This window comes from Arthrobacter sp. AOP36-C1-22, assembly GCF_052377515.1.
Classification (GTDB): Bacteria; Actinomycetota; Actinomycetes; order Actinomycetales; family Micrococcaceae; genus Arthrobacter_H.
This window is the reverse complement of the sequence record NZ_JBQSWW010000017.1, coordinates 55,621-75,766: the sequence shown is the minus strand read 5'-3', so window position 1 is coordinate 75,766 and position 20,146 is coordinate 55,621. Positions and strand designations below refer to the sequence as shown.

Annotated in this window: 20 protein-coding genes; 5 read left to right on the top strand and 15 right to left on the bottom strand. The window is 66.0% G+C overall.

Features of this window, described 5'->3' with window-relative positions; translation table 11 throughout:
• From ACT3S6_RS10745 to ACT3S6_RS10730, 4 genes are all read right to left on the bottom strand, one after another.
• On the bottom strand, nt 1-772 hold a 772-nt coding region (locus ACT3S6_RS10745), incomplete at its 3' end, for a cytochrome c oxidase subunit I (protein WP_444554941.1).
• Nucleotides 773-778: 6 nt separating this feature from the next.
• Nucleotides 779-1,654 carry an aa3-type cytochrome oxidase subunit II gene (gene ctaC, locus ACT3S6_RS10740; RefSeq protein WP_444554940.1) on the bottom strand — a complete coding sequence of 292 codons (876 nt, stop codon included), beginning with the start codon at nt 1,652-1,654 and terminating at the stop codon, nt 779-781.
• A gap of 208 nt (nt 1,655-1,862) precedes the next feature.
• Nucleotides 1,863-2,240 carry a HesB/IscA family protein gene (locus ACT3S6_RS10735; protein ID WP_444554939.1) on the bottom strand — a complete coding sequence of 126 codons (378 nt, stop codon included), beginning with the start codon at nt 2,238-2,240 and terminating at the stop codon, nt 1,863-1,865.
• A gap of 81 nt (nt 2,241-2,321) precedes the next feature.
• Nucleotides 2,322-3,737, bottom strand: coding sequence for a dipeptidase (locus ACT3S6_RS10730; protein ID WP_444554938.1), 1,416 nt, complete (start codon nt 3,735-3,737; stop codon nt 2,322-2,324).
• Nucleotides 3,738-3,798: 61 nt separating this feature from the next.
• On the opposite strand from ACT3S6_RS10730, the gene ACT3S6_RS10725 reads away from it, so the two are divergent.
• Complete coding sequence (locus tag ACT3S6_RS10725; protein WP_444554937.1) at nt 3,799-4,383, top strand: DUF3043 domain-containing protein; 585 nt, start codon at nt 3,799-3,801, stop codon at nt 4,381-4,383.
• 72 nt (nt 4,384-4,455) lie between these two features.
• On the opposite strand, the gene ACT3S6_RS10720 is transcribed toward ACT3S6_RS10725, so the two are convergent.
• On the bottom strand, nt 4,456-5,529 hold the full coding sequence (locus ACT3S6_RS10720; protein ID WP_444554936.1) for a quinone-dependent dihydroorotate dehydrogenase: 1,074 nt from the start codon (nt 5,527-5,529) through the stop codon (nt 4,456-4,458).
• Between the two features lie 60 nt (nt 5,530-5,589).
• Between ACT3S6_RS10720 and ACT3S6_RS10715 the strand changes: the two genes are divergently transcribed.
• Entirely contained in the window at nt 5,590-6,702 is a 1,113-nt protein-coding gene (locus tag ACT3S6_RS10715; protein WP_444554935.1) for an alpha/beta hydrolase, read from the top strand.
• A gap of 13 nt (nt 6,703-6,715) precedes the next feature.
• Here the strand turns inward: ACT3S6_RS10715 and ACT3S6_RS10710 are convergent, their stop codons facing one another.
• The 7 genes from ACT3S6_RS10710 to ACT3S6_RS10680 form a co-directional block, all read right to left on the bottom strand.
• On the bottom strand, nt 6,716-7,525 hold the full coding sequence (locus tag ACT3S6_RS10710; RefSeq protein WP_444554934.1) for an isoprenyl transferase: 810 nt from the start codon (nt 7,523-7,525) through the stop codon (nt 6,716-6,718).
• Nucleotides 7,526-7,528: 3 nt separating this feature from the next.
• On the bottom strand, nt 7,529-8,281 hold the full coding sequence (gene recO / locus ACT3S6_RS10705) for a DNA repair protein RecO (RefSeq protein ID WP_444554933.1): 753 nt from the start codon (nt 8,279-8,281) through the stop codon (nt 7,529-7,531).
• Nucleotides 8,282-8,340: 59 nt separating this feature from the next.
• The gene (leuA, locus tag ACT3S6_RS10700) at nt 8,341-10,089 is read right to left on the bottom strand and encodes a 2-isopropylmalate synthase (protein ID WP_444554932.1); all 1,749 of its coding nucleotides are present in this window, start codon (nt 10,087-10,089) and stop codon (nt 8,341-8,343) included.
• A 210-nt stretch (nt 10,090-10,299) separates the two neighbouring features.
• Nucleotides 10,300-11,394 (bottom strand): GTPase Era, encoded by a 1,095-nt coding sequence (gene era, locus ACT3S6_RS10695; RefSeq protein ID WP_444554931.1) that lies wholly within the window; start codon nt 11,392-11,394, stop codon nt 10,300-10,302.
• A 5-nt stretch (nt 11,395-11,399) separates the two neighbouring features.
• Nucleotides 11,400-12,725, bottom strand: a complete 1,326-nt coding sequence (locus ACT3S6_RS10690; RefSeq protein ID WP_444554930.1) for a hemolysin family protein — start codon at nt 12,723-12,725, stop codon at nt 11,400-11,402.
• Entirely contained in the window at nt 12,722-13,195 is a 474-nt protein-coding gene (gene ybeY, locus ACT3S6_RS10685) for an rRNA maturation RNase YbeY (protein ID WP_444554929.1), read from the bottom strand. The genes ACT3S6_RS10690 and ybeY overlap by 4 nt, the downstream gene beginning before the upstream one ends.
• 3 nt (nt 13,196-13,198) lie before the next feature.
• Nucleotides 13,199-14,338, bottom strand: coding sequence for a PhoH family protein (locus ACT3S6_RS10680; protein WP_444554928.1), 1,140 nt, complete (start codon nt 14,336-14,338; stop codon nt 13,199-13,201).
• 275 nt (nt 14,339-14,613) lie between these two features.
• Between ACT3S6_RS10680 and ACT3S6_RS10675 the strand changes: the two genes are divergently transcribed.
• Nucleotides 14,614-15,543 (top strand): GerMN domain-containing protein, encoded by a 930-nt coding sequence (locus ACT3S6_RS10675; protein WP_444554927.1) that lies wholly within the window; start codon nt 14,614-14,616, stop codon nt 15,541-15,543.
• A gap of 15 nt (nt 15,544-15,558) precedes the next feature.
• On the opposite strand, the gene ACT3S6_RS10670 is transcribed toward ACT3S6_RS10675, so the two are convergent.
• The 3 genes from ACT3S6_RS10670 to hrcA are packed head-to-tail and all read right to left on the bottom strand — an operon-like array spanning nt 15,559 to nt 18,556.
• Nucleotides 15,559-16,362 (bottom strand): 16S rRNA (uracil(1498)-N(3))-methyltransferase, encoded by an 804-nt coding sequence (locus tag ACT3S6_RS10670; RefSeq protein WP_444554926.1) that lies wholly within the window; start codon nt 16,360-16,362, stop codon nt 15,559-15,561.
• On the bottom strand, nt 16,362-17,483 hold the full coding sequence (dnaJ, locus tag ACT3S6_RS10665) for a molecular chaperone DnaJ (protein ID WP_444554925.1): 1,122 nt from the start codon (nt 17,481-17,483) through the stop codon (nt 16,362-16,364). Before dnaJ ends, ACT3S6_RS10670 begins: the two co-directional genes overlap by 1 nt.
• A gap of 59 nt (nt 17,484-17,542) precedes the next feature.
• Nucleotides 17,543-18,556 (bottom strand): heat-inducible transcriptional repressor HrcA, encoded by a 1,014-nt coding sequence (gene hrcA / locus ACT3S6_RS10660; RefSeq protein ID WP_444554924.1) that lies wholly within the window; start codon nt 18,554-18,556, stop codon nt 17,543-17,545.
• 179 nt (nt 18,557-18,735) lie between these two features.
• On the opposite strand from hrcA, the gene ACT3S6_RS10655 reads away from it, so the two are divergent.
• Both ACT3S6_RS10655 and ACT3S6_RS10650 read left to right on the top strand, forming a co-directional pair.
• Nucleotides 18,736-19,593 (top strand): DUF3097 family protein, encoded by an 858-nt coding sequence (locus ACT3S6_RS10655; protein WP_444554943.1) that lies wholly within the window; start codon nt 18,736-18,738, stop codon nt 19,591-19,593.
• A gap of 97 nt (nt 19,594-19,690) precedes the next feature.
• Entirely contained in the window at nt 19,691-20,104 is a 414-nt protein-coding gene (locus tag ACT3S6_RS10650; protein WP_444554942.1) for a DUF4870 domain-containing protein, read from the top strand.
• Nucleotides 20,105-20,146: the final 42 nt, after the last annotated feature.

Below are 20,146 nucleotides of genomic sequence, written 5' to 3'. Positions count from 1 at the left end.
AGTGTTGCCACAACACCGGTCCCCCGGCGTCGGGGTCGTATATATGGGCGCCGAAGCGTCGGTCGGCACCGAGGCCGAACAGGGCGGCGGCCAGCGGCGGGAAGGCCATGAGGATCAGCAGTGAAGTGATCAACGTGTTCCAGCTGAAGATCGACATGCGCCACATGGTCATGCCCGGTGCACGCAGGCAGATGATGGTGGTGATGAAGTTGACCGCACCCAGGATGGTGCCGAAGCCGGACAGGGCCAGGCCGAAGACCCAGAGGTCACCGCCGACCCCCGGACTGAACGTCGTATTCGACAGCGGCGCATAGGCGAACCAACCGAAGGAAGCGGCACCCTGCGGGGTGATGTAGCCGGCCATGGCAATGGTGGAACCGAAGAGGTAGAACCAGAAGGCCAGTGCGTTCAGACGCGGGAACGCCACATCGGGGGCCCCGAGCTGCAGGGGCATGATGACGTTGGCGAAACCGGTGAACAACGGGGTGGCGAACATGAGCAGCATGATGGTGCCGTGCATGGTGAACAGCTGGTTGTACTGCTCCTTCGTCTGCAGGATCTGCATGCCCGGCTCGAAGAGCTCGGCACGGATCAACAGCGCCATGATGCCGCCGATGCAGAAGAAGATGAAGGAGGCGATCAGGTACATGTAACCGATCGTCTTGTGGTCGGTGGAGGTGATCCAGTTGACGACGATGCGTCCCTTGGAGACCGGCACGACCCGGGGGGCGAGGGGCTTGGCCTCGTCCGTGGCGTATTCATAAGTAGTCATCGCGGCCTACTCCCCTTCCTCTCCCGGAATGGTGATGGAATTGACCTCGTCCGGCTTGCGGCTGTAGTCCTTGCCGATGTGTCCGTCTTCCATCTCGGAAAGCTTGGACTTGAACTCGGCTTCGGAAACGACCTCGACGTTGAAGAGCATCTCGGAGTGGTACTCGCCGCACAGCTCGGCACATTTGCCGGCGTACGTGCCCTCCTCCTGCGGAGTGAGGTAGATCGTATTGGTCTTGCCCGGAATCATGTCGAGCTTCTGCAGGAAGGCAGGAACCCAGAAGGAGTGGATGACGTCACGGCTGTTCAGCTCGAGCGTCACCGAGGTGTCGACCGGCAGGTACAACGTGGCGATTTCATCGTTCTTGCCCTTGGAACCATCCAAGTGGGCCTGAACGCTGGCATCGTACTTTTCTTCGCCCTGGTAGGAATAGTTGTAATCCCAGGCCCACTGCTTCGCCTGGACATCAACGACCAGTTCGGAATCGACGGGTTCTTCGATGGCGGTCTGGGTGCTATCCGAGAACGTGAAGAACGTCAGGACCATCATCAACGGCACTGCCGTGTAGAGGATCTCCATGGGGAGGTTGTAGCTGAGCTGGCGTGGGAAACCGACTTCGCCCTTACGGCGGCGGTAGGCCACGATGCACCAGATCATCAGCCCCCAGGTCATGATGCCGACCAGAAGGACGGTGACCCATGTGTGGACCCAGAGATCCTGGATGCTTGCAGTGTGGTTGGTGATATCCCGGGATTCGTTCGGGAGCCAGCCACGCTGGACTTGTTCTGAACAACCCGTCAGCAGCAGCGCCCCCGCGCCGGCGATGGCCAGTACCTTGGCCTTGCCCCTGCGACTGCTGCTGGTTCGGTCTTGCGAACTCACAGACGGCCCTTCCTCTTTGTTGGTGCGATACGTGGTCTCGGAGCTGCCAGATTCGGTTCCGGCCGCAGCAAGGCATCCGGCACCGGCACTTCGAGACCAATAGTTTTACTACTCATCGTAGAGCTTACCCTCTCGAACGACGGAATGCCGACCGAAACCCCGTGTCAACCGATGGTTACGTTGACGTGGGATTCAGGTCGGCAGCGTCCTAGTGGAACGAGTCGCCGCAGGCGCAGGAGCCGCCGGCGTTGGGGTTGTCGATGGTGAAGCCCTGCTTGGAGATGGTGTCCTCGAAGTCGATGGAGGCACCGGCGAGGTAGGGCACGCTCATCTTGTCGATGATGACGTCGACCCCCTCGAAGGTGCGCACGGCATCACCATCGAGCTGGCGCTCGTCGAAGTAGAGCTGGTAGATCAGGCCGGAGCAGCCACCCGGCTGGACGGCCACGCGCAGGCGGAGATCGGTTCGCCCTTCCTGCTCCAACAGGCTGCGGACCTTTTCCGCGGCCACATCGGAGAGAAGCACCTCGTGGGTCTTGAGCTCCTCGGTGGAACCGGCGGTCGAATCATTGGTCGTGGCGGTCATCTGGTCCTCCAATATTGCTTGTTCCGGAGGGCGGCACCGTAGCGTGCCGTCCCCTCATGTCCCATGGTACGACAGGCACCCTTATTTCAGTCCTTCTGAATCAAGCCGCGCCAGAAGCAGTGCTTCGGCGATGACGGCCTTGCGGAAATCCTCGAGATGCAGCGACTCGTTGGCGCTATGGGCCCGCGAGTCGGGGTCCTCGACCCCGGTGACCAGGATCTGGGCCTGCGGGTAGACATCGAGCAGATCGGCGATGAACGGAATCGAGCCGCCGATGCCGGTTTCCACGGGGGTGACGCCCCAGGCCTTCTCCAAGGACCACAGGCTGGCCCGGGCGGCTGCCGCCTGGGTGTCGGTGGAGAAGGCATTGCCCTGTTCGACGGCGGTGAAGTCGACCTGGGCGCCGAAGAGGTCCTGTGACTCCACGTGGCGTTGCAGCGCCTCGGCTGCTTCCTGCGGATCCTGGCCGGGGGCCAACCTGACGCTGATCTTCAGCCGGGTCGACGGCTGCAGGGTGTTGGAAGACAGATCCACGGAAGGCATGTCCATGCCGATGACCGACAGTGCCGGTTTGTTCCAGAGCCGGTCGGCCAGCGCGCCGGTACCGGCCAGGCGGTATCCCTCGACCACCGAGGAATCGGCCCGGAAGTCGGCCTCGGCGTAGTCCACCGGATCGGTGTCGCGGGCCAGCAGACCCTCGACGGCGACGTTGCCTTCATCATCATGGAAGGAGGCGATCAGTCGCGCGGCCACGGTGGGGGCATCGAGGACCGGGCCACCGAACATGCCCGAATGCACTGCGTGGTCCAGGACGCGGACTTCGATCTCGGCGCCGACCATCCCCCGCAAGCTGGTGGTCAAGGCCGGGACACCGACCTTCCAGTTGCTGGAATCGGCCACGACGATCACATCGGAGGCCAACAGTTCGCGGTGCTTCTCCAGGAACGGGCGGAAGGAGGGCGAACCGGCTTCCTCCTCCCCCTCGAAGAAATAGGTCACTCCGACGCCGAAGTCCTCCACGACGTCGAGCACCGCGCGCAGCGAGGCGATGTGGACCATGATGCCCGCCTTGTCATCGGCGGCACCACGACCGTACAGCCGGCCCTCGGATTCGGTGGCTTCGAAGGGGGCGGTGTTCCACAGGTCCGGATCCCCCGGGGGCTGGACATCGTGGTGGGCGTACAGCAGGATCGTCGGCTTGCCGGGCTGGGCCGGGCGCCGGCCCACGACGGCCGGGGAGCCCGGCTTGCCCTCGGGGGTGTCCACCGAAAGGATCTGCACGTCCTCCATGCCGGTGGAACGGACCAATGCGGCGACGGCTTCGGCGCTGCGATCGAGTTCGGCGGCATCGAAGGCCTCCCAGGCGATCCCGGGGATGGCGACAAGGGATTTCAGCTCGGTCAGGGTCTGGTCGATGGCACGGTTCACGCGCTCGGTGATCGCTGCCAGATCGACGCCGTGATCGACGGCGGCGGAAACGGGTTCGGAAGTAGTCATGGCTTCAGCCTACAACCGCCCGGCGTTTCGGCTGCGGGAGAGGCCCGGCTAGACTTGGCACGTGTTTGGAAGCAAAAAAGCCGATGCCGCACAGCCGCCGGCCACCCCAGAAGAGTCAGACAGCCCGGCCCTAGGCAAGGGCACGCCGACGCCGAGGCGCAACAGCCAGCAGGCGCAGAACAAGCGTCCCCTGGTGCCCAGCGACCGGAAGGCGGCCAAGGCCCAGGCGCGCCAGCAGCGTTCGGCCGCCCAGGAGCGGATGCGTCTGGCCAACGAGACCGGCGACGAACGCTACCTCTCGACCCGGGACAAGGGTCCGCAGAAGCGTTTCGCCCGCAACTTCGTGGACTCCCGCTGGATGGTCGGTGAGTTCCTGATGATCATCATCCTGGTCTTCCTCATCATCTCCTTCTCGATGAGCAGCAACATCCAGGTCACCGCCTACGTCACCTTCGGTTTGTGGATCGTCCTGGGCGTCACGGTCCTGGACTCGTTCATCATGACGCGCCAGCTCAAACGGCGCTTGACCGATAAGTTCGGCACCCGGGACCGTGGAGTGCTGTGGTACGCGGCGATGCGCGGCCTGCAGTTCCGCAAGCTGCGCCTGCCGAAGCCGCAGGTCGCCCGCGGCGGACCGGTCGACTGACCGCACTGCTTCCCGGAGCATGCAACGAGGGCCCCCACCATCGGTGGGGGCCCTCGTTGCCTGTGTGCAGGATCAGCGACCGGAGAAGGCCTTGCGCAATCCGCGGTTGATCCGGGCGACCCAGAACGGGCCTTCATACAGGAAGGCGGTGTACCCCTGGACCAGATCCGCCCCGGCCGCCAGGCGTTCCAGGACATCGTCCGCCGTCTCCACTCCCCCGACCGAGATCACCGTGGACTCCTGTGGCAAGGTCGAGCGCAGGCGGCACAGCACGTCCAATGACCTGGACTTCAGCGGGGCACCACTCAGACCGCCGGCTCCGTATTCGCGGATCCGATCGGGAACCGTGACCAATCCGGTGCGCTCGATGGTGGTGTTGGTGGCCACGACTCCTTCCAACCCGAGCTCGGTGACCAGCGCGGCCACGTCATCGACATCAGAGTCCGCCAGATCGGGGGCGATCTTCACCAGGAGGGGGACATGCCTTCCCGTGGTCCGGTCCGCTTCGGCCCCGACGGCGGCCAGCAGTGGACGCAACGAGTCGATGCCCTGGAGCAGGCGCAGCCCAGGAGTGTTCGGGGAACTGACGTTGACCACCAGGTAGTCCGCCGCGCCAGCCAGTTCCCGGGTTCCTGCCAGATAGTCCTCGATGGCATCGTCCAGCTCGACTAGTTTGGTCTTGCCGATGTTCAGGCCCACGACCGGCCGGTCGGGGCCGAACCGTCGGGTCAGGACGGGCAACGCGGCTCGGATCCGGGGGGCGACCGCTGCGGCACCGTCGTTGTTGAATCCCATCCGGTTGATCACCGCACGATCCTCGACGAGCCGGAACAGTCGTGGTTTCGGGTTCCCTGGTTGGGCCTGGCCGGTGATCGTCCCGATTTCGAGATGCCCGAAGCCCAGATCCGCCAAGGCCGCAACCCCGTGGCCCTCCTTGTCGAAACCGGCAGCCAGACCGAAGGGTGAGGGAAAATCAAGGCCCATGACCCGGCGCTTCAGGCTTGGGTGCGGCCGGGTGATCCGGCGCAGCACCGCCGAAGCCCCGGTGGTTTCGGCCAGGCGGATGAGCCGGAAGCCGATCTGGTGGGCCTTTTCGGGATCCATGCCGGAGAAGACCACACGGAAGAACGTCGGGTAGAAGCGCATGCCACCAGTCTTCCCTGCCCATGCTGCCGCTGCCAACTCCACCATGGATATGCTCGACACATGCATAGCGAGGAACCGCAGTACGCGGTCGACACCCGTCCCGGGCAGTGGGTCGAGGATGAACTGGGGCCGGGATTCAGCTACACCACGATTGCCCGCGGACGGGATGAGGAAGGTCCCCTCAGTGCCACGTTGGTGCGCTACCTGCCCGTCGAGGCGTCCTCGCCGGAGCCACCCCGGGAACAGAAGCATTGGCGCGATGCCATGCTCAACCTCCGCCAGGGACTGGACCGGGTCCTGGCCGGCGGGCCGCAGGCCGGCGCCGCCACCGAGGAGCCCACCGACGTCGTGCTGGGGATGCATGGCTGGACCGACTATTTCTACAACGCGGAACTGGCCAGGTATTGGGCCGGACGGGGATACCGTTTCTACGCGTTGGATCTGCGCCGGTACGGTCGCAGCCTCAGATCCTGGCAGACCCCGGGATTCGTCACCTCGCTCACCGAGTACGACGTCGATATCGAAGCCGCGCTGGCCACGATCAGGGAGGATGTGGGTCCGGTGGGCCGGACCCTCTGCGTGGCCCACTCCACCGGGGGTCTCACGGCGAGCCTCTACGCCCATCGCCACCCCGGGGTGTTCACGGCGCTGATCCTGAATTCACCCTGGCTGGAGATGCAGGGCAGCTGGTTGGTCCGCAACGCGGCCGCCGGACTACTCGATCCGTTGGCGAGGGTGCGGCCCAAGGCCAGGATCAAGCTCCCCGAGGTCGACCACTACTGGCAGTCCCTGTCCAACCGGGCGCATGGGGAATGGGACATCCATCCACTCTGGCGCCCACGCCATGCCTTCCCGGTCACCGCCGGATGGATCACTGCGGTCCTGGCCGGACACGCGGAGGTCAACCGGGGACTGGATATCAAGGCACCGGTGTTGGTGATGACCTCAGACCGGACGCATCTGGGGACCTCCTTCGAACCCGAGATGCTGGTTTCGGACACCGTCATCGAGGTGGAGACGGTCAGGCAGCGGGCCCTGAAGCTGGGCCACGAGGTGGCGATCGTGCGGATTGAAGCGGGGATGCATGACCTGTTCACCTCTGCTGCGCGGACCCGTGCGAAGGCCTACGAGGCGGTGACCCGGTTCTGCGACGGGTACGTCCCCGCGCCCTGAGCGGTTCCGGCATTCATTCGGTGGGGGTGTCCATGGCGGCGCCGAAGCGCCGATCGCGGCGGGCGTAGATCCCGACGGCCTCCCAGAGCGTGCGCCGGTCCACATCGGGCCAGAGCACATCCATGAAGACCATTTCGGCGTAGGCGGATTGCCAGAGCATGAAGTTGGAGGTCCGTTGCTCCCCCGAGGACCGCAGGAACAGGTCGACATCGGGAAGATCCGGTTCGTCCAGATAGCGTCCGATGGTCTTCTCGGAGATCCCGCGGGGTTTCAGCCGCCCGGCGGCGACATCCTCGGCGATCGCCGACACCGCGTCGGCGATCTCGGCCCGGCCACCATAGTTCACGCACATGGTCAGATGGCAGACGTCGTTGTCCTTGGTCTGTTCCTCGGCCTCGAGCAGTTCGTTGACCACCGAACGCCAGAGCCTGGGGCGCCGGCCGGCCCAGCGCACCCGGACCCCCCAGGCGTCGAGCTGGTCCCGCTGCCGGTGGAGCACATCCCGGTTGAAGCCCATCAGGAACCTGACTTCCTCGGGGCTGCGCTTCCAGTTTTCGGTGGAAAAGGCGTAGACCGACACGTATTTCACGCCCAGTTCGATCGCCCCGGCCATCACATCGAGCAGCGCGGCCTCCCCCGCCTTATGTCCTTCCGTGCGTGGCAGTCCGCGTTGGTTGGCCCAGCGTCCGTTGCCGTCCATCACGATGGCCACATGCCGGGGCACCAGCTCGGCGGGGATGCGTGGGGCCGTGGCACCACTGGGGTGCGGCCACGGGGCGAGGACGTCGGGACGGTTCGCCCGCTGGCGGGAGGATCGCTTCATCAATCAGGCTCTTTCCACGTGTTTGAGGGACTTGACGACCCGTTCCAGATGCCATTGCAGATACCCCGCCACCATACCGGCAGCCTCCCGTCGGGCCGAGGCATCGGCGTGAAGCGTCGCAGGCCAATCCCCGGTGAGCAGGGCGGCCAGCAGGGAAACGGTCGCCGGGGCCGGGGAGCTGGACCCGGCAGGACGGCATTCGGCGCAGACGACCCCGCCCAGGGGGATGTTCAGGGCGGTATGCGGGCCGGGGGCCCCGCAGTGCACGCAGTCGGTGAAGCTCGGGGCCCACCCGGCGGTGGCCAGCGCCCGGAGCAGATAGGAATCCAGCAGCAGGCCGGGATCCTGGGCGCCGCGGGCCATCGCCGCGATGGCACCGTGGAGCAACCTGAACTGGGTGGCCGCGGATTCGGTATCGGCTTCGGTGAGGCGCTCGGCGGTTTCGGCCATGGCGCTGGCACTGGTGTATCTCGAATAGTCCAGCGACAGGGACTGGCCGTAGGGATGGCGCAATTGGGCCTGGGTGATGATGTCCAGGCTCCGACCACGGACGACCTGGGCCTCTACGAACATGAAAGGCTCCAGGGTGGCCCCCATTTTGGAGCTGGTGCGGCGCACCCCCTTGGCCACGGCACGGACCTGGCCGTGATCGGAGGTCAGCAACACGATGATCCGGTCGGCCTCGCCCAACTTATAGGTGCGCAGGACCAGACCCCGGGTCCGGTAGGACTTCGCGGCGAAACTGGAACGGGGCACGGCTCCAGTATCCCAGAGAAGCCGTGCCCCATGTGCCGCCGGTGGCTGTAGTTGCCGCCTCAGGCCTGCTGTGCGTTGTCCCAGATTGCCCGGTTGACCGCCGAGATGACGGCCTTCAAGGAGGCGGTGGTGGTGTTCGCATCGATCCCCACGCCCCACAGCACACGTTCGCCGACCGCGCATTCGACGTAGGCGGCGGCCTGGGCCGAACCGCCTTCACTCAACGCGTGTTCGGTGTAGTCCAGGACGCGCAGATCCACGCCGTCGGCGGAGAGGATGTTCACCAGCGCGTTGATCGGGCCGTTTCCGGTTCCCGAACGTTCCTGCTCGACGCCGTTGGAGACCAGGGCCATGTCCAGGGTGAACGACCCGTCCTCGTCGGTGCGGGTGCGCGTGTTCCCCAACCGGTAGTGGCCCCAGCTCTCCCCCTCGAAGGTTTCGCAGGGCAGGTACTCGTTCTGGAACTGCTGCCAGATGCTTGCCGGGCTGATCTCCCCGCCGTCGCCTTCGGCCAGGCGTTGGATGACCCCGGAGAATTCGATCTGTGCCCGACGTGGCAGGTCCAGTGAATGGTCGTGCTTGAGCACGTAGGCGACCCCGCCCTTGCCGGACTGCGAGTTCACCCGGATGACCGCCTCGTAGGACCTGCCGATGTCCTGCGGATCGACCGGCAGGTAGGGAACGGCCCACGGGATGTCGTTGATGTCCTTGCCCGCTGCGGCGGCCTTGGCCTCCATATGTTCGAAGCCCTTCTTGATGGCGTCCTGGTGGGAGCCGGAGAAGGCGGTGAAGACCAGATCGCCACCATAGGGTGAACGTTCCGCGACGGGCAGCTGGTTGCAGTATTCGACGGTGCGGCGGATCGACTCCATGTCGGAGAAGTCGATCATCGGGTCGATGCCCTGTCCGTAGAGGTTCATCCCCAGGGTGATCAGGTCGACGTTGCCGGTGCGCTCCCCATTGCCGAACAGGCATCCTTCGATGCGGTCGGCGCCGGCCATGTAGCCCAGTTCCGCGGCCGCTACCCCGGTGCCCCGGTCGTTGTGGGGGTGCAGGGAGAGGATGATGGAGTCGCGGTTGCGCAGGTTGCGGTGCATCCATTCGATCGAATCCGCGTAGACGTTGGGGGTGGCCATCTCCACCGTGGCGGGCAGGTTGAGGATCATCTGGTTCTCCGGGGAGGCCTCGAGGACCTCGGCCACGGAGTCGGAGATGCGGCGGGCGAACTCCAGTTCGGTCCCGGTGTAGGACTCGGGCGAGTACTCGTAGGTGATCCTGGTGCCGGTCAGCTGTTCCTCGAACTTCTTGCACAGCCGGGCCCCGGTCAGTGCGATGTCCACGATGCCGTCCTGGTCCTGCTTGAATACCACCTCACGCTGGAGCACCGAGGTGGAGTTGTACAGGTGCACGATCGCCTGCTTGGCCCCTTCGAGGGATTCGTAGGTCCGCTCGATCAGGTGTTCGCGGGCCTGGGTGAGGACCTGGATGGACACGTCCTCGGGGATGCGGTCCCGTTCGATGAGCTGGCGGACGAAATCGAAGTCCGTCTGCGAGGCCGAGGGGAAACCGACTTCGATCTCCTTATAGCCCATCTTCACGAGCAGATCGAACATCTGGTGCTTGCGTTCGGGGCTCATCGGATCGATGAGGGCCTGGTTGCCGTCCCGCAGATCGACGGCGCACCACCGCGGTGCCTTGTCGATGATCTTGTCCGGCCAGGTGCGGTCGGGCAGTTCGACGGTGATCTGATCCTGGAAGGGGATGTACTTCTGGATCGGCATTCCTGAGGGCTTTTGCATGTTCTGCATGGATCTAGGGGGCCTTTTCAGTGGTGGTTGAAAATGCAGGCCGGCAGCACGAAACTCCGCAACGAGGGGTCGGCCCTAGTGACTGGTGTCCAGAAGATCCCCGTCGCGGCTACCTAGTAGAAGGAGTTCCGCATGCATGAAATTCACCCTAGCATCAGGTCCGGGCCGGTTCGAAGGTCCGCACCGAATGTTTCGTCGGTGGGGCCGGCCCTAGAATCCGAGGCGGCCGAGCTGTTTCGGATCCCGCTGCCATTCCTTGGCGACCTTCACATGCAGGTCGAGGTAGACCCGGGTTCCCATCAGCGCCTCGATCCCCTGCCGGGCCCGGGTCCCGACCTCCCGCAGCCGTGAACCGGCCCGGCCGATGATGATCGCCTTCTGCGAGGAGCGTTCGACGAACAGGTTGACGTGGATGTCCAGCATCGGGCTGTCCTCCGGCCGGTCCTCGCGCGGGATGACCTCCTCGACGACGACGGCCAGGGAATGCGGCAACTCGTCGCGGACCCCCTCCAGGGCGGCTTCGCGGATGAGCTCGGCGATCAACACGGACTCCGGCTCGTCCGTCAGTTCCCCGTCCGGATACAGCGGCGGGGACAACGGCATGGTCTTCGCCAGGACATCCGAGACGGCTTCGACCTGGAAGTCCCCGGTGGCCGAAACGGGCACGACGGCGGCCCAGCCCGACTCCCCCAGGGTCTCGACCCCTAATTCGGTGACGGCCACCAGCTGGCGGGCCAGGGCCGACCGGTCGACCAGATCCGCCTTGGTCACGATCGCCACGATGGGCTTGCGCTTCAACTGGCCGAGTTGGGTGGCGATGAACCGGTCACCGGGGCCGATCTTCTCGTTGGCCGGGATGCAGAATCCGATGGCGTCGACCTCGGAGAGGGTCTCGGCGACCAGATCGTTGAGGCGTTGACCCAGCAGGGTGCGCGGCCGGTGCAGCCCGGGGGTGTCCACGAGGACCAGTTGGGCGTCATCGCGGTGGACGATCCCGCGGATGGTGTGCCGTGTCGTTTGGGGCTTGGCCGAGGTGATGGCGATCTTCTGACCGACCAGGGCGTTGGTCAAGGTCGACTTGCCGGCGTTGGGCCGCCCCACGAAGGAGGTGAAACCGGCCCGGAAATCCTCGGGCCATTCGGTGGGTAGCGCGCTGACGGCGCGCCGCGGGCCCACCCCGGGTTCCTGGACCACGGACTCGGAGACATGCGGTGGCCGGGACTGCGGGGCCCTGGCTGCCTGGTGGGGGTTCTTGCCTGCTCCGCGACGTGCTGGCCCGGGGTTGCGGCGTTGCTGTGCTGCCATCGGTTTCATTCCTTGTTCTCGCGGGGGACGTCGTCGGCGGCCAAACGGCCCAACGATCCCTCATCATTGTCTGCGGCTTCGGGGTATTCGTCGACCCAGGCCAGGACGAAACCGATCCGGTTGCGCCGTCCGGCGAGGCGTTCGGCGTGGATGCGGATGCCGTCGACGGTGACCTCGGAACCGACGATCGGCACCCGGCCCAACGTCTTGGCCAGCAGGCCGCCGACGGTGTCGACCTCGTCGTCGGTGATCCGGCGTTGGAACAGTTCGGCGAAGTCATCGATGCTCATCCGGGCGCTGACCCGGAAGACGCCGTCCTCCAGCTCCTCGGACTCGTTCGTGGAATCGTCGTATTCGTCGTCGATCTCCCCGACGATCTCCTCGATCAGGTCCTCCAGGGTGACCAGGCCCGCGGTACCACCGTACTCGTCGATGACGATGGCCACGTGGGTGGATTCGCGTTGGAGTTCCTGGAGCAGTTCGGCCACGGACTTCGATTCGGGCACGTAGCGTACGTCGCGGCAGGCCTGTTCGACCAGGTGGTGGTCATCGGGCCGGGCATGCAGGCGGGCCGCGACGTCCTTGAGGTAGATGATGCCCACGATCTGGTCGGGGTTGTCGCGGATGACCGGGATGCGTGAGCAGCCCGAACGCAGGAACAGGCTCATCGCCTCTCCGAGGCTGGAGCCGTGGTCGACCGTCACCATATCGGTACGCGGCACCATCACGGCCCTGACCCGGGTATCGCCCAGCTCGAAGACCGAGTGGATCAAATCGGCTTCGACGTCCTCGATGATGTCGGCCTCGTGGGCGCGGTCGACCATGTCACGGAACTGTTCTTCGGTGAAGAACGCCTCCTCGGTCGCCGGGGCGCCCTTGGCCACGCTGCTGCCCAGGCTGACCAGCCAGCCGGGGATCGGTCCCAGGACCAGGCGCAGCACACGGACCATCGGCGCGCTGAGCACCACGACGCTGCGGCTGCGGACCCGCCCGTAACGGCGTGGGGAGACCCCGACCAGGACGAACCCGACCGCTGCCATGGTGACGGTGGCCAGCAGGCCTGCCCACCAGATGTTGTCCAACAGGTCGTGGTAGAGCAGGGCGATCGCCACCGCACCGGCGGTTTCGAACCAGATCCTCCAGAACCGCACGGCATGGGTATGGGCTGCCGGATCGGAAAGGATCAGGCGCAACTGCCGGCGGGGGCGCTCCGCCAGCATGTCTTCCGCCTCCTGCCGGGGCAAGGCCAGGAAGGCCGCTTCGGAGGCCGTGAGGATCGCCGCGCAACAGACGAAGACCAACGCCAGGGCCAGCAGCAGGGCAGGAATCATTCGGTGGTCTCGCGGGGAGCCTTCCGACCGAGGAACTCCTCCAGCAGGGTGCGTTGCAGGGAGAACATCTCTTCCTTCTCCTGGGGTTCCTCATGATCGAAACCCAGCAGGTGGAGGGTGCCGTGGGTGGCCAGCAACAGGATCTCGTCCTCCGTGGAGTGGCCCCCGCTTTCGGCTTGCCGGGCGGCGACCTGGGGGCAGATGACCAGATCCCCGAGCATCCCCGCGGGGGCCAGCGAGCCGGGGCTGCCCGGACGCAGTTCATCCATGGGGAAGGACATCACGTCGGTGGGTCCATCCAGATCCATCCAATCCACGTGCAGGCGCTCGATGCCCTCCTCGTCGAGCAGGATGACGGAGACCTCCGCCTCGGGGTGGACGCGGAGGGAATGCAGGATATGCCGGATGAGGCGCTCGAGTGCCTCGAGGTCGGCCTCGACCCCCGATTCGTTGTTGACTTCGATGCTCATGTTCTAGGACTCCGGCTCGGTGGCTTGTACGGTCGGGGGCTGTTCTTCGCTGCCGGCTTCCGCCGCCCGACGGTGGGCGATCCGTTCGCGGGCCGCGGCGTTGTCCTGTGCGGCGGCGCGACGGCGTTCGGACCCGGTGTCCTCCTGCGGGTCGTCCGCCCATTTCTCATAGGCGCTGACGATGTCCCCGACCAGCCGGTGGCGCACCACATCGGTGGCGTCGAGATGGCAGAAGGTGATGTCCTCGACCGAGCCCAGGATCTGCGAGACGACCTTCAGCCCCGATCTGGACCCGCCGGGCAGGTCGATCTGGGTGATGTCGCCGGTGACGACGATCCTGGAGCCGAAGCCCAGCCGGGTCAGGAACATCTTCATCTGTTCCGGCGTCGTGTTCTGGGCCTCGTCCAGGATGATGAACGCGTCGTTGAGCGTCCGTCCGCGCATATAGGCCAGGGGGGCCACCTCGATGGTCCCGGCGGCCATCAGGCGCGGAATGGATTCCGGATCGATCATGTCGTGCAGCGCGTCGTAGAGCGGGCGGAGATACGGATCGATCTTCTCGTTCAGGGATCCGGGCAGGAAGCCGAGCTTCTCCCCCGCCTCGACGGCCGGACGGGTGAGGATGATCCGGTTGACCTCCTTGGCCTGGAGGGCCTGGACGGCCTTGGCCATGGCCAGATAGGTCTTGCCGGTGCCGGCAGGTCCGATCCCGAAGATCACCGTATTGGCGTCTATGGCATCGACGTAGGCCTTCTGGTTGACCGTTTTGGGGCGGATGCGTTTGCCGCGCCCGGAAATGATGTTCAATCCGAAGGTCTCCGACCCGGAACGGTGCACCGCGCCGTCGGTTTCGACCATCCGGACGAGCTGTTCGACCAGTTGGGCGGAAACGCGGGTGCCCCGCGCGGCCAGCGAGCGGGCTTCCTTCACCACGTGTTCGGCCCGTCCCGCCGGAGCGGACTCACCGGTGATGCGCAGTTCGTTGCCGCGGACATGCAGGTCCACGGAGGGATAGACCCCCTCGAGGATGCGCAGGACCTCGTCGTTCGCGCCGAGCGCACCGATCATCTGCTCGCTGCTGGAAAACGTGATCACCGTGGCCCGGTTCGCTTCCGGTGCGGTGGTGTTGTCCTCGTCGGTCATCCTAGTGGGTTGGCCCTCCCGATCGCGTGCTGGTTGACAGCCGTTCCGACCGCTGCAATGCGGTCGTTCGGCACCCTTCCATCCTACGGGACAAGCCCGCAGGAGGCGCTCGTTATTCATGCAACTGTATATATCGGTCTTGCAACGGTCCTGCTTGGGGCGCCGAAGTGGGGCCCCGACCCCGGCCTCGTGTGCCAATATTAATGGTCGGTCGCGGCACGCGTGTGTCTCCGCCCCGTCTTTGAACCTCCACCGAGCCGAAGGATTCCCCCCACGTGATCGCCGCCCACACCAACCGCCGGACCCGCGGTCGCATGGTGATGCTGATTGCGGTGCTGTCCCTGGGGGCGGTTTCGGCGTGCGTGGGATCCCCGGAGGGCTTCCCGAGCAGCATGCCGGCGGCCACCGACGTCTCCTCCTCCGTGGCGGGACGCAGCAGTTCGGCGGCGTTGGAATCACTGAGCGGTCCGCATCTGTCCCCGATCTACTGGCTGGGTGAACGCGATTCGACCGTCTACCTCTATCGGGAGTACGTCGCCGCCGAGGATCAGGGTGATCCGGTCACCACGGCGATCAAATACCTCACCGAACAGCAGCCCGACGATCCGGATTACTTCAACCTCTGGAGCAAACCCTCGCGGATCGGCACCTCGATCGACGCCGACAACGTCATCACCGTCGACCTCTCGGCCGACGCCTTCCACCGCAAGCTCGACGACGGTCTGGCCCAGCGGGCCATCCAGCAACTGGTCTACACCACGACGGCCGCGGCCGCCGCGTCGGGGCTGATCGGACAGGAACCGGCCGCCAGCGTCAACATCCTGGTGGACGGGCATTCGGGCTTCAATGCCTTCGGGCATGTGGAACTGACCGGGCCGATCCAGCGCAATAGCCGATTCCGGGCCCCCATCTGGATCATCGACCCCCAGCAAGGGGCCGAGGTCCCGGCCGGAGCGCTGAAGATCCAGGGCACCTCGGCCACCTTCGCCGGGGGGACCCACTGGGAACTGACGCGCAGCGAAGAAGACAAACAGGTGCGCGTCGACTCCGGGACCGTGAAGCTCGGTGAGGGTGATCTGGCCGATAACGCCTTCGCCCTGACCTCCGGCGTCGAACCCGGGGAATACACGCTCTCCGTCTGGGGCACCAAGGACGGTTCCAGCGACCGGCAGGCCGAGGACTCCAAGACCATCACCGTGAAGTAGGGCGGCCTCCCCGGCCTAGAGGTCCAGCAGCCCGGCCACCTGGCGGGCGACGACCAGCGCGGCCGGCCCGGCCGTCGAAGCGCGCAGGACATGGCGTCCCAGGACCGCGGTCTTCGCTCCGGCTTCCACGAGCCGGGAGACCTCGGAATCGGCGATGCCCCCCTCGGGGCCGACCAGCAACAGGATGCGCGGACGGGCGGCCGTAGGATCCGGGGTTCCGGACTCGTCCATGAAATCCCGGACGACGGCGGACAGCGGTTCGGTGGCCCCCTCATGCAGGATGACCGCCAGTTCGGGGCCCTTCCCGGCCCCGGTAAGACCCAACCTCGCGGCCAGCTGCGCCGTCGACACGACCGGGGCGACCTCGGGGCGACGACTCCGCCGGGATTGTTTGACCGCCGAGCGGACCGTCGCCTCCCATTTGGCCCTGCCCTTTTCGGCCTTTGCCGCCGGCCAACGGACCACCGAGCGGTCGGACTGCCACGGCTGGATGGCGTCCACGCCCAGCTCCACGGCCGCCTCGACGGCCTGCAGATCCCGGTCCCCCTTGGCGAGGGCCTGGACCAGGACCAGCTGGACCGGTGGCTGCTCCTCGTGCTCGATCCGGTCGATGACGGCGCTCAGGGACGCCTTCCCCGCCTGCCGGACGGTGCAGACGGCGCGGGTACCCGTCCCGTCGAGCAGATCGATCTGCTCTCCGGGACGGACCCTTTTGACCGTCACCGCGTGGTGGCCTTCGGGCCCGTCGAGGTCGACGGCGTCGCCGGGGGCCGCCGTGGCGGGCAGCCCCTCATCGAGCAGGAACGCCTGGTTGCTCATCAGGCGCGGTGGCCCAACTTATCGCGTAGCCGTGAAAAGACCCCGCCCCGTTCGGCCAACCGGCCCTCGGCGAATTCCTCGTCACGCAGGGTGGCCAGACGTTCGAGCAGCTCACGCTGTTCGTCGTCGATCTTCGTGGGGGTCTCCACCTGCAGGTGGACGACCAGATCGCCGCGGCTGCCCCCGCGCAGCCGGGGGACGCCCAGCTGGGAGAGCTTGACCGTATCGGCCGACTGGGTGCCCGGCTCGATCAGGACGTCCTGCTCGCCGTCGAAGGTCTCCAACTTCATGTCGGTGCCCAGGGCCGCCGCCGTCATCGGGATGCGCAACGTGGCATGGAGATCGTTGCCTTCGCGTTCGAAGACCGCATGGCGTTTGACGTTGATCTCCACGTACAGGTCGCCCGACGGTCCGCCGCCGGGCCCCGCTTCGCCCTGGCTGTCCAGGTGGATGCGGGTGCCGGTGGCCACGCCCGCGGGGATCTTCAGCTGCTTGGACACCCGCTCACGCACTCGGCCCTGGCCCATGCATTCGTTGCAGGGGCTGGGCAGCGTGGTGCCGAAGCCACGGCAGGCGCTGCAGGTTTCGATGGTCATCATGTTGCCCAGGAAGGAGCGGACCGGACGCTGCACCTGGCCCTGCCCCTGGCAGATGGTGCAGGTCTCCGGCGAGGTCCCCGGCTGGCAGCAGGTGCCTTGGCAGACGCCACAGGTGACCGCGGTTTCGATGTCGAGGGTGTAGACGGTCCCCTGGACCGCGTCCTTGAGATCGATGCTGGCGGTCACCAGCGCATCCCGTCCACGCTGGGTCCGCGAGGCGGGACCCTGGGCCGCTCCCCCGCCGAAGAACTGTTCGAAGATGTCCCCGAAGCCGCCGAAGCCGCCACCGCCACCTCCGCCGCCGGCGGTGCCGTTCTCATTGCCCGTCGCATCATAGATCTCACGCTTCTGCGGGTCCGACAGGACCTCGTAGGCGTGGGTGACGGATTTGAACCTATCCGAGACATCCTCGCCCGGGTTCACGTCCGGGTGGAGCTTGCGGGCGAGCTTCCGGTAGGACTTCTTGATTTCCTCGGCGGAGGCGTCGCGCGCGACGCCGAGGGTTTCGTAGTGGCTGCTCACAGTGTGTGCTGTGTCCTTTCCGACAATCTGTACATGCTTATTCCCCGGGCCCTGGTCCGTCAGCCGGCCAGGATGCGGGAAAGATAACGGGCGACCGCTCGTACGGCCGCCATGCTGGTGGGGTAGTCCATGCGGGTGGGACCCAGGACCCCGACCTTGGCCGCGGCACCGGGGCCGTAGCCGGTGGCCACGACCGAGGTCTCGGCCAGGCCGCCGTAGGGGTTCTCCCGTCCGATCTGCACGGCGATGCCCCGGGCGTCCTGTTCCAACTCGGAGAACAACCGCAACAGGACCACTTGTTCCTCGAGGGCTTCGAGCACCGGGGTGATCGTCAACGGGAAGTCCCCGGTGGAACGCGCCAGGTTGGCGGTCCCTGCCATGATGATCCTCTCGATCACCGAGTTGTCCCCCAACGAAGCCAGGGCCTGGGCCAGGATCCGTCCGGAATCGCGCAGGGATGGAACCATTTTCTCACAGGCGGCCAGGGCCAGATCACCGATGCTCTGCATCCGCTGGCCCGAGGTGGCTGCCAGGAACGTGGCCTTGAGGTCGGCCAATGATTCATCGCTGGTCTCCGGAGGGACCAGGACCACCCGTTGGTCGACCTTGCCGGTGTTGGTGATCAGGATCGTGAGGACCTGACCGGACCCCAGACCCACCAACTCTATGTGGCGGACCGTGGCATCGCTAAACTGCGGCACCTGGAGCACGGCGACCTGGTTGGTCAGCTGGGACAGGAGCCGGACCGTGCGATCCAGGACTTCGTCCAGGTCGTTGGTCCCCTCCAGCATGCGGTGGATGGCCCGGCTTTCCGCGGTGGAGAGGGGGCGGACGGCGTCGATCTGGTCCACGAAGTAGCGGTAGCCCTGTTCGGTCGGGATCCGCCCCGAGGAGGTGTGCGGGGCGATGATCAGTCCCTCTTCCTCCAGGGCCGACATGTCGTTGCGGATGGTGGCCGCCGACACGCCCAACCGGTGCCGTTCAACCAGGGCCTTGGAGCCGACCGGTTCCCGGGAATGGACATAGTCCTCGACGATCGCCCGCAGGACCTCGAGGCGCCGTGGTACTGACATTCGATCCTCCTGTGGGTCTCGCGGTGGATGGACGGATTGCGGCCTCGTGGCTTAGCACTCGACACGCCTAAGTGCTAAGTCTAATACGAATGACCGCTTGTTAGCATGGTGGCCGCGCGCATCGGCGCCGGCGGCCCGCTCCTCGCGACCGCCCGACCCAGTGAAAGGCCGTGTCAGCATTGGATATCCACCAGTGGGGAGCCCAGAATCTATCGGCACCGAAAGCCCGCCAGCTGCGCCGGGTGCCCGCCGCCCTGGGCCTGTTGCTCGAAGACGTGCAATCCGGCTGGGTCGGTGAAGTCGTGCGGATCGAACGTTCCGGGGGCCTGCGTCTGGTCGTCCTGGAGGATCGTCGGGGCAAGACCCGGTCCTTCCCCACGGGCTTCGGTTTCCTGATCGAAGGCGAGCCGGTCGAGGTCATCGAACCACAGGCCGTGGCGGCCGCCCCCGGGGCCGGAGGCGGCCGGAGCGCCTCCGGTTCGGTGAAGGTCTCCAACCTCAAGGCCCGTACCGCATTGGCCAGCCGGATCTGGGTCGAGGGCAAGCACGACGCCGAACTGGTCGAAAAGGTCTGGGGCCACGACCTGCGGGTGGAAGGGATCGTCGTCGAACCCCTGCATGGTGTCGATGACCTGGCGGGGGCGATCGCCGAGTTCTCCCCGGGGCCCGAGCGCAAGCTGGGGATCCTGGTGGACCACCTGGTCTCCGGGACCAAGGAGGAGAAGATCGCCGCCGAGGCCATGCGGGTTCCGGGGGCCCGGTCCAATGTCCTGATCGTCGGGCACCCCTATGTCGATGTCTGGCAGGCAATCCGCCCGCAGGTGCTGGGCATCACCGCATGGCCGGTCATCCCGCGGGGAACCGATTGGAAGACAGGTATCCTCAAGGGTCTGGGGTGGGCCCATGCCAGCCAAGCCGATGTGGCCCTGGGATGGCGGCGGCTATTGGGCCAGGTGAACAGTTTCACCGACCTGGAACCGAGCCTGCTCGGGCGGGTCGAAGAGGTCATTGACTTCCTGACCACCGGCCGAAACTGACCTCTCGGCGCGCCGTACGTCCCGCGAAGGGGTACCGGAGGCCCCCGGGGGCGATAAACTAGGCAAAATCGTGTTGGACGGGAGGAACGACTTGGTGATGAACGGATCAGGCAAGAAGCCCGGCGAAGGCTCGGCCGACGCCGGACGCTTCGAGGGTTCGTCATCGGCTCCCCTGCCGCTGACACCTTCGGAAGATCGCCAGTGGGCGACGATTGCGCACTTCGGGGGCATCCTGGGATGCATCCCGTCGGGGATCATCTACCTCGTCTATCGGGACCGCGGGGCCTTCACCGCCCAGGAATCCAAGGAGGCGCTGAACTTCACGCTTCCGTTGACGGTGCTGGCCCTGATCTCCAACCTGCTCATGTTCATCCCGGTGGTCGGTGGGGTCTTCGCCATCATCGCCGTCGCGCTGTGGACCTATATCACCGTCAGCGGCGTGGTCGCCGGGATCGAGGTCAACCGCGGTCGTCCCTACCGCTACCCCTTCAACCTCAGACTCATCGATTAGCACTCGCCCCGGTACGGAGTTCGGGCGGGCCCGGGAACCTGG